General features: G+C 55.5%; 14 protein-coding genes. 5 read left to right on the forward strand and 9 right to left on the reverse strand.

From position 1 onward, the window contains the following. Positions 1–20: 20 nt before the first annotated feature. The 3 genes from WCK51_11760 (at position 21) to WCK51_11770 (ending at position 2,453) form a co-directional block, all read left to right on the forward strand. On the forward strand, positions 21–515 hold the full coding sequence (locus WCK51_11760) for a hypothetical protein (protein MEI7577560.1): 495 nt from the start codon (positions 21–23) through the stop codon (positions 513–515). Positions 516–675: 160 nt separating this feature from the next. Next, positions 676–1,182: a helix-turn-helix domain-containing protein gene (locus WCK51_11765; GenBank protein MEI7577561.1), complete on the forward strand. Its 507-nt coding sequence runs from the start codon at positions 676–678 to the stop codon at positions 1,180–1,182. 65 nt (positions 1,183–1,247) lie between these two features. Then, complete coding sequence (locus WCK51_11770) at positions 1,248–2,453, forward strand: glycosyltransferase (protein ID MEI7577562.1); 1,206 nt, start codon at positions 1,248–1,250, stop codon at positions 2,451–2,453. Between the two features lie 818 nt (positions 2,454–3,271). Here the strand turns inward: WCK51_11770 and WCK51_11775 are convergent. From WCK51_11775 to WCK51_11790, 4 genes are read right to left on the reverse strand one after another with little or no spacing between them, the layout of a single operon-like run. Further along, positions 3,272–4,144: a hydroxymethylglutaryl-CoA lyase gene (locus tag WCK51_11775; protein ID MEI7577563.1), complete on the reverse strand. Its 873-nt coding sequence runs from the start codon at positions 4,142–4,144 to the stop codon at positions 3,272–3,274. After that, positions 4,144–4,578, reverse strand: coding sequence for a biotin/lipoyl-containing protein (locus WCK51_11780; GenBank protein MEI7577564.1), 435 nt, complete (start codon positions 4,576–4,578; stop codon positions 4,144–4,146). The genes WCK51_11775 and WCK51_11780 overlap by 1 nt, the downstream gene beginning before the upstream one ends. Then, complete coding sequence (locus tag WCK51_11785) at positions 4,575–5,261, reverse strand: gamma-glutamyl-gamma-aminobutyrate hydrolase family protein (GenBank protein MEI7577565.1); 687 nt, start codon at positions 5,259–5,261, stop codon at positions 4,575–4,577. The genes WCK51_11780 and WCK51_11785 overlap by 4 nt, the downstream gene beginning before the upstream one ends. Next, a complete protein-coding gene (locus tag WCK51_11790) occupies positions 5,258–6,733 on the reverse strand; it encodes a 2-oxo acid dehydrogenase subunit E2 (GenBank protein MEI7577566.1) in 1,476 nt (491 codons plus the stop codon). The genes WCK51_11785 and WCK51_11790 overlap by 4 nt, the downstream gene beginning before the upstream one ends. Before the next feature lie 133 nt (positions 6,734–6,866). Here WCK51_11790 and WCK51_11795 point away from each other — a divergent pair, with 133 nt between their 5' ends. Beyond that, entirely contained in the window at positions 6,867–7,604 is a 738-nt protein-coding gene (locus WCK51_11795; GenBank protein ID MEI7577567.1) for a hypothetical protein, read from the forward strand. Positions 7,605–7,670: 66 nt separating this feature from the next. On the opposite strand, the gene ftsZ is transcribed toward WCK51_11795, so the two are convergent. Beyond that, positions 7,671–9,002 carry a cell division protein FtsZ gene (gene ftsZ / locus WCK51_11800; protein ID MEI7577568.1) on the reverse strand — a complete coding sequence of 444 codons (1,332 nt, stop codon included), beginning with the start codon at positions 9,000–9,002 and terminating at the stop codon, positions 7,671–7,673. A 117-nt stretch (positions 9,003–9,119) separates the two neighbouring features. Between ftsZ and WCK51_11805 the strand changes: the two genes are divergently transcribed. Further along, positions 9,120–9,983: an NAD+ synthase gene (locus WCK51_11805; GenBank protein ID MEI7577569.1), complete on the forward strand. Its 864-nt coding sequence runs from the start codon at positions 9,120–9,122 to the stop codon at positions 9,981–9,983. Here WCK51_11805 and WCK51_11810 read toward each other — a convergent pair. From WCK51_11810 to fliG, 4 genes are all read right to left on the reverse strand, one after another. Beyond that, positions 9,959–10,630: a hypothetical protein gene (locus WCK51_11810; protein ID MEI7577570.1), complete on the reverse strand. Its 672-nt coding sequence runs from the start codon at positions 10,628–10,630 to the stop codon at positions 9,959–9,961. The two genes, WCK51_11805 and WCK51_11810, sit on opposite strands and share 25 nt — an antisense overlap. A 94-nt stretch (positions 10,631–10,724) precedes the next feature. After that, positions 10,725–12,008: a FliI/YscN family ATPase gene (locus tag WCK51_11815; protein ID MEI7577571.1), complete on the reverse strand. Its 1,284-nt coding sequence runs from the start codon at positions 12,006–12,008 to the stop codon at positions 10,725–10,727. Between the two features lie 44 nt (positions 12,009–12,052). Next, positions 12,053–12,727, reverse strand: coding sequence for a FliH/SctL family protein (locus WCK51_11820; protein MEI7577572.1), 675 nt, complete (start codon positions 12,725–12,727; stop codon positions 12,053–12,055). Further along, complete coding sequence (gene fliG / locus WCK51_11825; protein ID MEI7577573.1) at positions 12,720–13,739, reverse strand: flagellar motor switch protein FliG; 1,020 nt, start codon at positions 13,737–13,739, stop codon at positions 12,720–12,722. The genes WCK51_11820 and fliG overlap by 8 nt, the downstream gene beginning before the upstream one ends. Positions 13,740–13,743 lie beyond the last annotated feature (4 nt).

Here is a 13,743-nt window from a genome sequence, read left to right on the forward strand (position 1 = left end):
TGACGTAACATAACTCACAAGTGGAAACCGTTCGCTACAAACCCGGCCAAGCAATGCGCTGGCTCCATACCGAAGCCGACCGCCTTAAGGAAGACGCTAAAGCAAGCGGCCGCGCCGCCACCGAACCCGCGTCTGGCGACTTCGCCGGATTCACCGAATCCGTAAGAAACGTCGCCGGAGCCGTCTTCAATCTCGGAAAATCCGCTTACGCCGAACTGGCCCACATCCGCTCCACTAGCAGCGAATTTGTCCTTCTCGACGACCGAATGGACGTCGTTTCCGGCAGCTCAATCAAAGCAATCCCTTACAGCTCAATCAAAAAGATCTCACTGGTCAAAGATAAAGCCACCCTCACGCTGGAGAAAGGCACCTTCACCATCAAGCCATTCGCCCACGTCGTCGCCGGCCCTCTCAAAGTCCCGATCGGCTGGGAGCGCAACGGCCTCGAAGCCCCGTACCTACTGATCGTCGAAGAAATTGCCGCGAGAGCTGGCGTCGAAGTAGAAGTCGGCTAATCCGGGAAGGCCCCTGCCCCACTCGGAATGGGTGGGGAAGCCGAAGCACTCCAACCAACTTTGCGCTCAAAATCGCAAGAAATCCCTTGCATAACCGTGCCAAGAGGGATATAGTTGGGTTTCATCGCCTAAACTTAACCACAACCCAGCGGAGCACCCAATGAAGAAGAAGCCGCTCGACCCCTACACTTACATTGAGAACGCATTCCTCGATCGTCCACGGGACGAAGAGGAGGCCCTGCCCAAAATCTCTTCCTATCTAACCGGCAAGAAGAAACGAACGGGCAAATACCAGAAGACCGAGATGCGCGCGCCGCGCCCCCGCGTCGCCGAGCACGACAGCACCCTCAACCCCAAACTGACCCAGGTGCTCGAACAGCTCCCTAAAACTGTCACCTTCCTCAGTAGCGTCTTCGACGATGAAGTCACCGCTCACTACTATCGAGGTGACTTCAAAGAGACCCGCGAGGAGATGATCGAGCGCCTCCTCGACCCCCAGCTCAGCCTGGAAGAAACCAGCCGCCTCCTCGGAGTCTGCCCCGCTACCGTCCGCCGCTATACCAATCGAGGCTGGCTCAACCACCATCGCACCTCTGGCGGCCAACGACGCTTCAAACTAAGCGATATTGTCCTCTTCGTCGACAGACACGGCCGATTCCCGAAGTAAACGTAGATGGGGTGTCCACCTCGCACATCACGGCACTTACCCCGTCGCAGTAAACTACGCCCACGATGCCCGAAAGCTCCAAACCCCAACGGACCCTTCGGATCGCAATGTTCTCCGAGTCCGTGTTGCCTGTCCTCAACGGAGTCAGTATCAGCATCGACACCATCGTCCAAGAGCTTCGGAACCGCGGGCACAGTGTCCACATTTTCGCGCCCAACTACATCCGCCACCGCGAAAAAGACCCGAACACCCACCGGTTCCGAGCCATCGAAACGCCCTGGGCCAAGGGCTACCCTTTCGCCTACCCACCGTTCTGGCGAATGCTTAACACTTTTCGGAAGTACGAGTTCGACGTGATCCACACCCACACCCCCTGGATCGTCGGCTTCGTGGGAATGCGTTGGGCCGAGAGCCACGAGATCCCACTTGTCAGTACCTATCACACCCTTTACGACCGGTACGCCCACTATCTTTGGATGTTCCCTCGCCGCTACATCCGGTTCCGAATCGCCAAGCACACCAACTTCTATTACAACTCCTGCGAGCAAGTGATCGCTCCCACCGCCGCCGCCCACCGCTGGCTCGAACGCCATGGAATCCGCCGCCCCGTCCATGTCATTCCCACCGGAATTCCGCGACCGCACCCCATCGACCGCGCCGACGCACGCGCAAGTTTGGGAATTCCACCTGACCACCAAGTGTTGCTTTATGTAGGTCGCCTCGCTAAAGAAAAGAACCTGGAAACTCTCATCCAAATGGTCGCCAACATCGCCCCCACCCACCCCAGAGCCCGCCTCTGGATGGTCGGCGACGGACCGTACCGCGAGGACATGCGCCTCCTCGCCGCCCGACTCGGAGTCGGCGACCGGGTGAAGTTTGTCGGAGCAGTGCCGCGCAACGAAGTCGAACAATACTACGCCAGTGCCGACCTTTTCACCTTCGCCAGCGTCACCGAAACCCAGGGCCTCGTCGTCCAAGAAGCCATGCAGCACGGCCTCCCCGCCGTAGCAATCTCCGGCGGAGGGGCTAGCGACTCGATCGAAGACGGAGTGAACGGACTGGTCACGAAGAACATTCAAGATGAGTTCAACAGCGCTGTCGCCAGGTTATTGGCTTCGCCCGAAGAACTCGAAAAACTCGCTCTCGGAGCGCACCGAAAAGCCCGCGAAAGCAGTATTGAACTGATGGCCGATAGGATTCTCGAAGTTTACGAACTCGCCATCGCCGGACACGCAACGGAGCAAACCATTGGAACCCGAAATCTCCTATAAACGCTCCGGCTACGCCGACTTCGCCCTAATCCTCGGGGCTCTAGCTCTGGTCCGATTTTTGCTGCCGCGAGTGCCCGTGCCGTTTTCGGTAAAGCCAATTGTTGATGTTTTACTTACTGTCGTCTTTCTGGCATTCCCGCTAATCGCGATTTACAGGGCAATGTCCGAGCAGCCTAAACCCAAACAGGCACTGTATATCTTTCTAGCCGGAGCTCTAATTCATGGCGGATTAGTTGCTTTGGATTTATTGGTCTTCAAGGGCCAAGGCGTTGTCTCGTCTTTCCTGGCTCCACTTAAGCCCGCTGGACTCCAGATCTGGTGCATTGGTTTGGGCGCCCTAGTCGCGGCCCTCATCTCCGACAGAAACATCCTGATCCCCATAGGAATCTTCCTCATCGCCTACGACATCTTCCTAGTTCTCACCCCGCTCGGCTTCACCCAGAAGCTGATGCAAGCCGCTCCAGATATCTTGAAGCAAGGCGGAATGCCAATCCCGGCCTCATCAACAGCTACTCCGCTTAGCGGAAAAGCTGAAATCTCCGGCGTGGTGGGTCCCGCCGACCTGGTGTTCCTCGGAACCTTCTTCCTCGCAATGTTTCGCTTCGACATGAAGCCCTACACCACCCTGCGAGTGATGATCCCGGTCTTGCTTTGCTACCTGTTGTTCGTCATGCTCACCGGCATCGCCCTTCCCGCCCTCGTGCCGATCGGAATCGTCACGCTGGTGGTGAATTGGAAGATGTTCAACATGACCAAAGACGAAAAGCTCTCAACCTTGGTTGTTGCGATTCTTGCGGTGGTGATTCTCGGCTACTCGGCTACTCGGCCAAGGCCGCAAGCTGCGCCTTCGCGGTCGGAGGTCGGTTCAGAATCTCAAAAATCGGGAGTGTTGCCTGGCTCAGCTTTGGAAGGTCAACCCCGGTCGAAAGCCCCTCGCGATGGGCAAAGTAAACCAGGTCCTCAGTAGCCAGGTTCCCGCCCGCGCCTTTGGCATAGGGGCACCCGCCGAGGCCCCCAGCACTGGAGTCGAAGCCACGGTAGCCGAGTTCGAGTGACTTTGCCACGTTGGCTATCGCAGTTCCACGTGTGTCGTGGAAATGCCAGACGATTTTGTTTTGGTCAAGATGCTTGATAGCCTCATGCAACGCCACGACCTCTTTGGGAGTTCCGACCCCGATGGTGTCGCCAAGCGAGATTTCATCAGCTCCCATTTCGAGGAGGGTTTCAGTGAGTTCGGCTACTTTCGACGGTTCGATGCGACCCGCATACGGGCATTCGAAGATGGTCGAAACGTACGCTCTCTTGAACCCCGTGTGTTCTTGCAGAATTGGTCGAAAACCCTCCAGGGAGTCAGCAACCGTCATGTTGATGTTCTTCTGGGTGAATGCATCACTCGCTGCAGTGAAAACCGCAATCCGCTGAACACCAAGTGCCTTCGCGTTCTCGTAACCCTTGGCGTTCGGCACAAGGGCTGAGTAAAGGCCGCCTTTTGGCAGTTGTGTCCATAAATCTGCGACGTCGCCCAATTGCGGAACCCACTTAGGCGAGACGAAGCTACTGACCTCGATCTCGTTCAGTCCGCTTGCTCGAAGCGCGGAAATCAACTCAGCTTTGTTGGGAGTCGGAATGGGCGTCTTCTCGTTCTGAAGACCATCTCTGGGCGAAACCTCAACGATTCGGATCGAATCCATCAAGCCTCTTCTACGACAACCAGCAACTCGCCATCCTTCACCTGCGCGCCTTTGGTTGCGTTAAGCGTCGTGACAGTTCCACCGAATGGAGCGTTGAACGGCTGCTGAGTTTTCATCGCTTCAAGGACAATCAGTTTTTGTCCTTTGCTCACTTTGTCGCCAACTGAAACGAGGACGTCAACGATTTGTCCCGGCATCGGAGCACGATACTCGCCACTCGCCGTTGCACCCTGCGAGCCGGCCCTTGGCCGTCTCGTTTCTAGCCGATACTGATGCCCCTGGTACGAGACGAGGATCGCGTCCCCATCCCGCACGGCTAGAGCTGAAAACAATCCGCTCGGAGTCCGAACAATCAAGCGATCTGTTCCTGCAATTACTTCGGCGCCAGATTCTACAGATGCTTCGATCTCCGAACCATTTAGAAAGAGTTTCATTTTCGTTCCTCTCGATACTTGATTGCTGCCCCAATGAATGCTTTGAACAAGTTCTGGGTCGCCGCATCTTCCGGCGTACGCTCCGGATGCCATTGCACTCCGATACAAAAAGGTCGTGATGGATCTTCGACAGCCTCCACAGTGCCGTCCTCACTGTGAGCAGTAATGACCAGCCCGTCGCCCAACCGATCAACCGACTGGTGGTGATAACTCTTGCCGGAAATCTTCAAGGACTGAGAGGCAGTTGCAAGTCTGCTTTGTTCGGAAACCATATAATCTTGCATCGTTCCCCCACTGTGTTCTTCGTGACCAACGACATCGGGCACGTGCTGGTGCAGCGAGCCTCCGCGGATCACATTCAGGAACTGACAACCGCCGCAGATCCCCAGTATTGGTAGATCTTGGTCAGTCAGCGAGTACATCCGCTCTTCCATTTTCCACCTCTCTGGATGCTGCAGCTCGGCCTTTGGATGAAGTTCTTGACCATAGTGGGCCGAGTCAAAATCCGCACCGCCCGGGATCAGCCATCCATCGAACATGCCAACGATCTCCTTCAAGTCAGTGAGTGGTGAGACGATGACGGGATTTCCGCCAGCTTTCGCGACCTGTTCAGCATAGTTCCAGTTAAGCGTCAGCTTCGAGTCCGCCTGAATATCCGATGTGATCGCGATCAGCGGCTTCAAGCAAGCACATCCTTTATCGACTCCACATTAGCTTTCACTTTGTTGATAAACAACGAGGCACCCACGCCGTTTGCGATGCGGTGATCAAATGTCATCGAGATGTTTACAAACCGTTTCACCCGAATCATATTCGGTGTCGAGTCGAGCCCGTTAAACACTTCGCCCAAGAAGATAGTTGCCATTGATGGGGCAACCACCACCGGAACGGCGTCTCGGAGTCCAAATGCTTGCATGTTAGTCAGAGAAACGGTTACTCCAGCGTGCGCTTGGTCTTTACCGCTTCGAGCAAGCTCGATCTGAGCTCGTGCCGCCGCCGCAAATTCTGTCCAAGACATGGTGTCCGCATTATCCACCACCGCGGTCACCAATTCATCTCCTGGCAAGGAAACGGCGATGCCGAGCGAGACATGGTCATAGGTTCGTAACTTGTCATCCCCTGCTAGGGCTGATCGAAAGGTTGGGAACTCCGCCATTGCTCGAACCACTGCGTAAGCAAACATCGTAAACGCCGATGGCTGGAAACCACGCATCTCTTGCTTCGCCAACGCTCGCTCGGCTTCGATGGCGCTCCACTCGGTAGCAACCGTAATCGTCCCAGGAACGACCAATGAGTTCGAGCGAACCATTCGCGAATTCAACACCCGCTGTTTCGAAGGCAACGCGACCTCTGTATAGCCAGTCCCACTCGACACCGTCGATGCGGAACCTCCGGCTAGAAAAGCGTCAATATCCGCAGGCATCAGCTTCGATCCGCTAAAGGGAATTCCTACCAAAACATCCTCGGAAACTCCCTTCTCCTTTGCATAAGCTCGCGAGCGAGGCGGGATTCCCCGGACATCACCAGAGGACTTCGTCGGAGCTGAGGCGACTTTAGTAGCAGGTGCTACTACCGGAGCCCCGTGCGATGGAGCTGCTGCAACTTCTACGCCAGCCGAAACTGACATTCGGCCAACCTCGAATCCAATTGGAACCACGTCATCCACAGCCGCCAACCATTCGACCAAAGTTCCTTCATAGGGAGACTCGACATCCATAACTGCCTTGTCGGTCTCCATCTGATAGATCGGTTCGTCGCGCTTTACCGCGTCGCCCGCTTGCTTTAGGAAGGCAACAATGCGAGCCTCTTGGAGACCTTCACCGATCTGCGGAATGTAAAGAGCAGCCGCGCTGGGCGATGCCGCAACCGGTGCCGGTGCCCCGTGCGACGGCGCTGCCGGAGCCGCTACCCCGTCCGAAACTGAAACTTCACCGATTGCAAACCCGATTGGAACAATGTCGTCTACCGCTGCCGACCACGAGGCCAACACTCCATCCACCGGCGACTCGACATCCATGACGGCCTTATCGGTCTCCATCTGGTAGATCGGCTCGTCTCGCCGGATCGTGTCGCCAGGTTGCTTCAAAAACGCCACAACGCGCGCTTCTTGAAGCCCTTCACCAATCTGAGGAATGAATATTGAAACGTTCGGCATACCTTCTCTCGCGCTTCATTGCGCCTACTCTGTAGTTTGACATAGCCCGTAGTGGCACGGTTGCAAACTTCCGCAGAATCATGCTTACCCCGCAACCGAACGGCTGGTATCGCGTAAGTACAATGACCGCACTATGTCCGAGAAGCTCTTTTCTGAATCCGAAGTCGCGGAGATCATTCGCCGTGCGGGAGAGCTTCAAGAGGAGAAGTCTGTTGAGGGCTATGTACCGGGAGTCGCCGCTCACGAGCTGATGCAACTGGCCCAAGAAGTTGGGATCCGCCCCGAGTATCTTGAGTTAGCGTTGCGAGAACGCCAGGAGAAAGCCGCTCCGGCCACAAAAAACGCTGATCGGATTGAGCGAGTTATTCCGGTTGAGATCGATCCAGACGATTATGATGTGATTACCGATGGGCTTCGACTGATCCCGGCTTCCAGCGTAAACGGAACCACTTCAGGTGGCATCTCGCAGTTTGGCCGAACCATGCTGGGACAAGTCAGGGAGTCGTGGGATAATCCGCACTTCAAGCTGAGCTCGCGTGGGGGCCGAACCAAGATCGAGGTTTGGACTGACAAAAGTGCAGCTCTGGGCATATCCTTCCTCTGGATGATGCCCCTCATCTTCTCTGCTGGTGCGTTCAAAGTCGGCGGCATTGTCGCAGGATTCGTAGCTCTATTTCTCGTGATCGGTGCAGCCGTAGCGACTTACAGAGGGATGCTTCAGAAGTCGGCTCAGGCGGTCTTGAAGGTGGCTGATCGGCTGGAACAATCTATTCTTGAGTACGGAGAAGGCAGCGACCTACGTGCCAACCTTAGTTCGAGCATCCAGATCATCGCAGAACCAAGCGAACAACGAGATGCGACAAGCGAGTAGCCAAAAAAGAGCCCCACGCAACGATACGTGAGGCCCAATGGCTGGAGAATGGTTTACAAGTTGTGGTTATTCGCCCAAGCGCTGCCGGCGCAGGAACGAAGGGATGTCGAGGTCAATGTCGTCGAGATCTGGCTCGACCAAGGTCGGAGCTGAGCTGACCGGCTTAGCCTGAGCATAGATCGATTCCGATGTGATCGGCTCGACCGCTTTTGGCTGGATGAAAATTCTCTCTGGCTGTGTCGGTGCCACATAAGAAGCTTCCACTCGAGCGACTGGCTCGTCCATGACAGACTGAATGAAGACCGCCTTATCAAATGCTCGATTCACTGTTGGCGTCGCAACGTCCATACCTGCCGCAAGAAGGGTGATCTGAACTTCATGATCTGGAGTCTCGCGAAGGACGTGGCCCATGATGATGTCGGCATTCTCAAGGTCCGTGAACCCGAGGATGTATTCCATCGCCTCGTGAGCTTCGCCAATGGTGAAGTCCGAACCGGCGGTGATATTGACGAGCACTCTTCGAGCGCCTTGGATGTTGGTTTCCAGGAGCGGCGAGTGTGCCGCCGCCTCGGCCGCCAGCCGAGCTCGCTGCTCACCGACGCCTCGACCGAGGCCCATCAAAGCGACCCCGGCGTCTTTCATAATCGAGCGAACGTCAGCGAAGTCAACGTTGATCATTCCTGGAAGAAGAATAATGTCGCTGATTCCCTGAACGCCCTGTCTCAGAACGTCGTCCGCAGCCGCAAAGGCCGCCGACATCGAGGTCTTCTTTTCAACAACATCAAGAAGGCGGTCGTTAGGAACCGTAATCAACGTGTCAACAACTTCTCGAAGTCGCTCGGCACCTTCGGCGGCGAGTTTTCGTCTTCGAGGGCCCTCGAAACCGAATGGCTTGGTAACGACGCCGACGGTCAGGATTCCCATCCGTCGAGCGATGTCGGCGATCATCGGAGCGGCGCCGGTCCCAGTTCCACCGCCCATTCCGGCGGTGATGAAGACCATATCCACATCTTGCAATTCCTCTTCGATGATTGCTTGCGACTCCTTTGCCGAAGCTTGGCCGACCTCAGGGTCTCCCCCAGCCCCGAGGCCACGAGTGATGTCGGTTCCGAGCTGAATCTTCTTAGGCGCCAACGAACTCTGAAGTGCTTGGGCATCGGTGTTCATCGCAATGAAATGAACGCCCATCACGCCTTCGCGGATCATTCGGTTCACGGCGTTGCTACCCGCTCCGCCGACCCCGATCACCTTGATCGTCGCCTGGTTCTCAAACAAATTCTCCGGTCGCATCGTATCTTCCATTTTGTTGACCTCCATTTCGCCGTGCCATCGAGCAATCCCGCGCACGTCATTCCGTTGTTGGCTGTATGGACGGAAGGGCGATTCAAAAAGATTCACATGAAGAGATTCGCTAGTGCAAATGTGGATAAATGCGCTCTTTGGGGATAATTGCCCAGAGTTATCCACACACTGATAAATGTTAACGGATATATGAGTTAGCTGTAAACTAGCTTCATGTCGTTCACGCTGATCCGGGCTGCCAAGTTGGCCGAACTCAACGCTAACCCACTTAGCATCAACGCTGAACAGGTATCGGATTGGCTGATCGAGTTTCTAAAGGCCGAAGTCATCAAACGGCGCGGCATGAACAAGGTCGTGCTCGGCCTTTCGGGCGGGGTCGATTCTGCCGTTGTCGCGTATCTCTGCGCTCGTGCGTTCGGACCGGAGAACACGTTTGCCTTCCGGATGCCCTACAAAATCAGCAGCCAAGAGAGCTTGGATCATGCTCAGCTAGTGATCGACGATCTTGGCATCCAGGTGCGAACGATTGAGATTACGGGGATGGTTGATGGGTACGTATCGCAATATGAGGATGGGATTTCTTCCCAGCGCCTAGGAAACGTCTGCGCCCGCTCGCGAATGATCGTGCTCTTCGACCAATCTGCCGAAGTCGGGGGAGTCCCCATTGGCACCGGGAACAAGTCCGAACGACTCTTTGGCTACTATACTTGGCACGCCGATGACGCTCCCCCGATCAACCCGCTAGGTGACCTGTTCAAGTCCCAAGTGTGGGAAGTCGCCCGCGCCCTTGGGGTCCCCGAAGTCATCATCGACAAACCCGCCACCGCCGACCTCGTGAAGGGCCAAACCGACGAGGGCGACTTTGGAATCAGCTATGCCAAGGCCGACCGCATTCTGCACTACGTCGTCCAAGGCTACGGCCGCGAGCGCCTGGTCGCCATGGGCTTCCCTTCGGCGGACGTTGATATCGTCTGGAAACGAGTCAGCGGCACCCACTGGAAGCGGAAGCTTCCGACGGTCGCGATGCTGAGCAACACCGCCATCAATGAGTACTACCTACGGCCTGTGGATTTCTGACTTTGGGGCGCGCTAAACTTGTAGTCCCTCAGCAGTTGCATCCCTGCGGGCGAAATGCTGTAAGTCGCCGCGTACTCTTGGTGACAATGGGCGCAGCTTCCCAATGTTGCCTTCGACGAGTTGGCCCCACCTCTGCTGTGGAGAATCCCCCCTCCGTACTTGCGAAAATACTCCTTCATCACTTTTCGAGTTCTCAAATCTATCAGCATGTAGTGCCACTTGTCGGCCCCCGATCCTGGGCGAACCTTTTTCATCGTGGTGATGAAATCAGGGGGACCGTACTTCTCCGGCAGGGGGTTTGGGACGGGCTCATAAAAATTGAACGGCTTGGAGAATTTTTCTTTGATGAAGACCGAACCTACTGGCAGCTCACCGTTCAGATTATGGGATAGAGCAACATCGTTTGCGTAGGTTCGAATCCCGCCTTGAACATGCGGACCACGACTCAAGTCCGGCCCTATGCACAGAACCATGAGTCCGTCATCGCCATCTCGTGGCACCTCATTGAGCCTCGTCAGTTTTTGGTAATCAAGTGCCTCTTCTAGAGTCAGCGGAGCCTTGGGGTCGGATACCGGGCGCTTCGGCACCAGAGCCGCGGCGAAGAGACCGACTCCGGCACTGGCTGCGATCATTAACCAGGGCTTCATTCTTCACATTGTAACAAGAAAGCGTCGGTAAGGTGTCCCCCAAAGTACTCTATGAGACGGAAAACAAAGCGCGGTTAGCACCGCGCACTCCACACTAGCTTACGGCAGACGTCAGCCCGGTCACGGCATCCTCAAAACTTGAACCCTCCGCTTTTGCTTGGCGAAGGAATTTGTTGATGCCATCGATCGATTCGATTGCTTTGTCGGTCAGGGGGCGGGCGCCTTTTTTATAGGCCCCAATCGAGACCAGGTCCTCTACGTCGTTGTAAGCCGCCATCAATTCCCGAACATCGGTGGCCGCCTGAATCTGTTCGGGTCCAACCACAAAAGGCATCGTTCGGGAAAGACTATTCAAGATGTCAATCGGCGGATAGTGCCCTCGCGAGGTGAGTTTGCGGTTCAGGACGATGTGGCCGTCCAAGATACCGCGAGTGGCGTCGGCGATTGGCTCGTTGGTGTCGTCTCCGTCGACAAGAACTGTATACAGAGCCGTAATCGCACCCTTCGGTCCCATTCCGGCTCGCTCCATCAAGCGGGGCAGCAGAGCAAACACCGACGGCGTGTAGCCCTTCGTCGAAGGCGGCTCGCCGATAGCAAGACCAACTTCCCTTTGCGCCATGGCGAATCTGGTCACTGAGTCCATCATCAGAAGAACTGACTTGCCTTGATCTCTAAACCCCTCGGCCAGAGCGGTCGCGGTCAGCGCGGCTTTAATACGGACCAAAGCAGGCTGCTCGCCCGTAGCACAAACGATAATCGACCGTTTCAGACCCTCTTCACCCAGGTCGTTCTCCATGAACTCGCGGACTTCCCTACCACGCTCACCAACCAGGCAGATAATGTTAATCTCCGCCTCACAGTTCCGCGCAATCATGCCCAGCAGTGTCGACTTTCCAACGCCCGAGCCCGCGAAGATGCCCATCCTCTGGCCCTCGCCTAGCGTCAACATTCCATCAATCGCCCTCACGCCTGTCGCCAATGGCTTTTCAATCATGCGCCGAGTCATGGCGTTCGGAGGGTTTGCGGTCACGGGATAGTAAACATCCGCCTCGATCGCCGGCCCTCCATCCATCGGCTGACCCAAACCATCCAAAACGCGTCCCAACATCGACTCGGAGATTGGTACGGATAAGCACTGCCCGGTAGATTCCACCAAGTCTCCCGCCCGGATGCCATCGAGGTCACCCAAGGGCATCAGCAAGACTGTGTTGTCTCGAAAGCCAACCACCTCAACGGGGACATTGCGAGTCTCGCCGTTCATGCCGTCGGTTTTGATGTGGCACAGGTCGCCCACCCTGGCAATCGGTCCGTTGGACTCAATTACCAACCCAACCACCTTGCTGACTCGGCCCGAAAGACGATAGGAAGGAGCGTTCATCGCGGCAAATTTCAGCCGAGTGAATCGAGGTTCACGAATCTGAATCATGCTGCGTTCCGAAACTCGTTATCGATCAACTCAAGCCGGGTCTGCACGGTGGCGTCGATGATGCCAGCATCCGTCTCAACGACTACTCCGCTCCGAATCGAGTGATCCTGGACGATCTCGATGTTCTCAAGCTGACGGGACTGCATCACCAGCGCCTCGCGATGGCTCTCGAAAAGCGCAAAGTCGGAGGGGTTGATCATAATCCTAGCCCGACGCGCGTGGGTCACATGCTCCAAAACGTCTTTCGCAATCTCGAGCGCGTAATGCTTGTTAATTTCTAGCTCTGCCGCAAGGATCTGTCGGACGACCTCCATCGACATTTCGGTCAAGACTTCTTCCGATTGCTCGAACCAGGAAATCACGGCTTGCTCGAACTCCTGTCGCAATGTTTCCCAATCAGCAAAAAATTGCCTCGCTTCGATTTTCCGGTCGGCTTCCGCCTGATTTTGGGCCATGATCAATCCCGCGCTTCGCCCTTCGTTGCTCCCTGCCTTGAGGCCGTTTTCGTAGCCAGCGTTGTAGCCGTCTTCGTAGCCCTTTTCCTTTAGGAGATCAACTTGATCTGAAAGGCGATTCGAGACGCGCTTTAGATCGGCAGATAAACGAGGAATCTGACCAAACAGTTGGTCCTGGTTCAGGCTTTGAAACCCGCTCGTGACGACGTTAGACAATCATCTCCTCCTCGCCGCCTCGGCTCAGAACAATTTCGCCTGACTCTTCGAGCTTACGGATAATCGCCACAACTTTCTGTTGGCCCTCTTCGACAACCTTTGTTCGCACCGGCCCCATGAACTCCATGTCTTCCTTCAGCATTGCAACCGCACGGTCTGACATGTTGGTGAAGATTTTCTGGGCAACTTCTGGCTTACTACCCTTGAGAGCCGTCGCCAAATCCTTCATATCAACTTCACGCATCACCGCCTGAATCGCGCGGTCGTCGAGCTGAATAATGTCCTCAAAGACAAACATCATGCCCTTGATGACATCGGCAAGCTCAGGTTCGTTCGCCTCCAACATCTCGATAATCGTTCGCTCAGTAGTTCTATCCACTCGGTTCAGGAGGTCGACCAGTGCTTTGGGACCACCAGCTTGAGTCATCTCCTGCGAGAGAACGCTTGAAATCTTCTTCTCCAGAACTTGCTCGACCTTCTTGATCACTTCAGGAGGCGTTTGCTCCATCATGGCAATCCGGCCGGCGACGTCTCCCCGAAGTTCCTGGGGGAGCTTTCCGATAATTACCGCTGCGCTCTGCATCGGCATGTAGCTCAGAACCAACGCAATGGTCTGTGGATGCTCATCTTGGATGAAGCTGATCACCTGGTGGGGATCTGCTTTCTTAAGGAATTCGAACGGCAAGACCTGCATCGCTGACATGATCTTGCTAAGAATCTCATTTGCCCGATTGGCACCGAACGCTGACTCAAGAACTGCTCGAGCGTTGGCAATACCACCCTCTGCGATAAAGTCTTGAGCAATTGCAAGCTCATAGAACTCACTTATAACCGCCTCTCGAATTTCGGGGAACACCTTTTCCATTCGAGCGACTTCTAGCGCAAGGAGCTCGATTTCCGCTTCCGAGAGATGCTTGACGATATCGCCCGCGATCTCGGGACCCAAGACCATCATCAGCACTGCAGCCTTGGTCTTATTCGGCAACTCTTTCATTTTTGCTGTCGTAGACATCTTC

This window comes from Armatimonadota bacterium (genome assembly GCA_037138755.1).
In the GTDB taxonomy this organism is placed as follows: Bacteria; Armatimonadota; Fimbriimonadia; order Fimbriimonadales; family Fimbriimonadaceae; genus Fimbriimonas.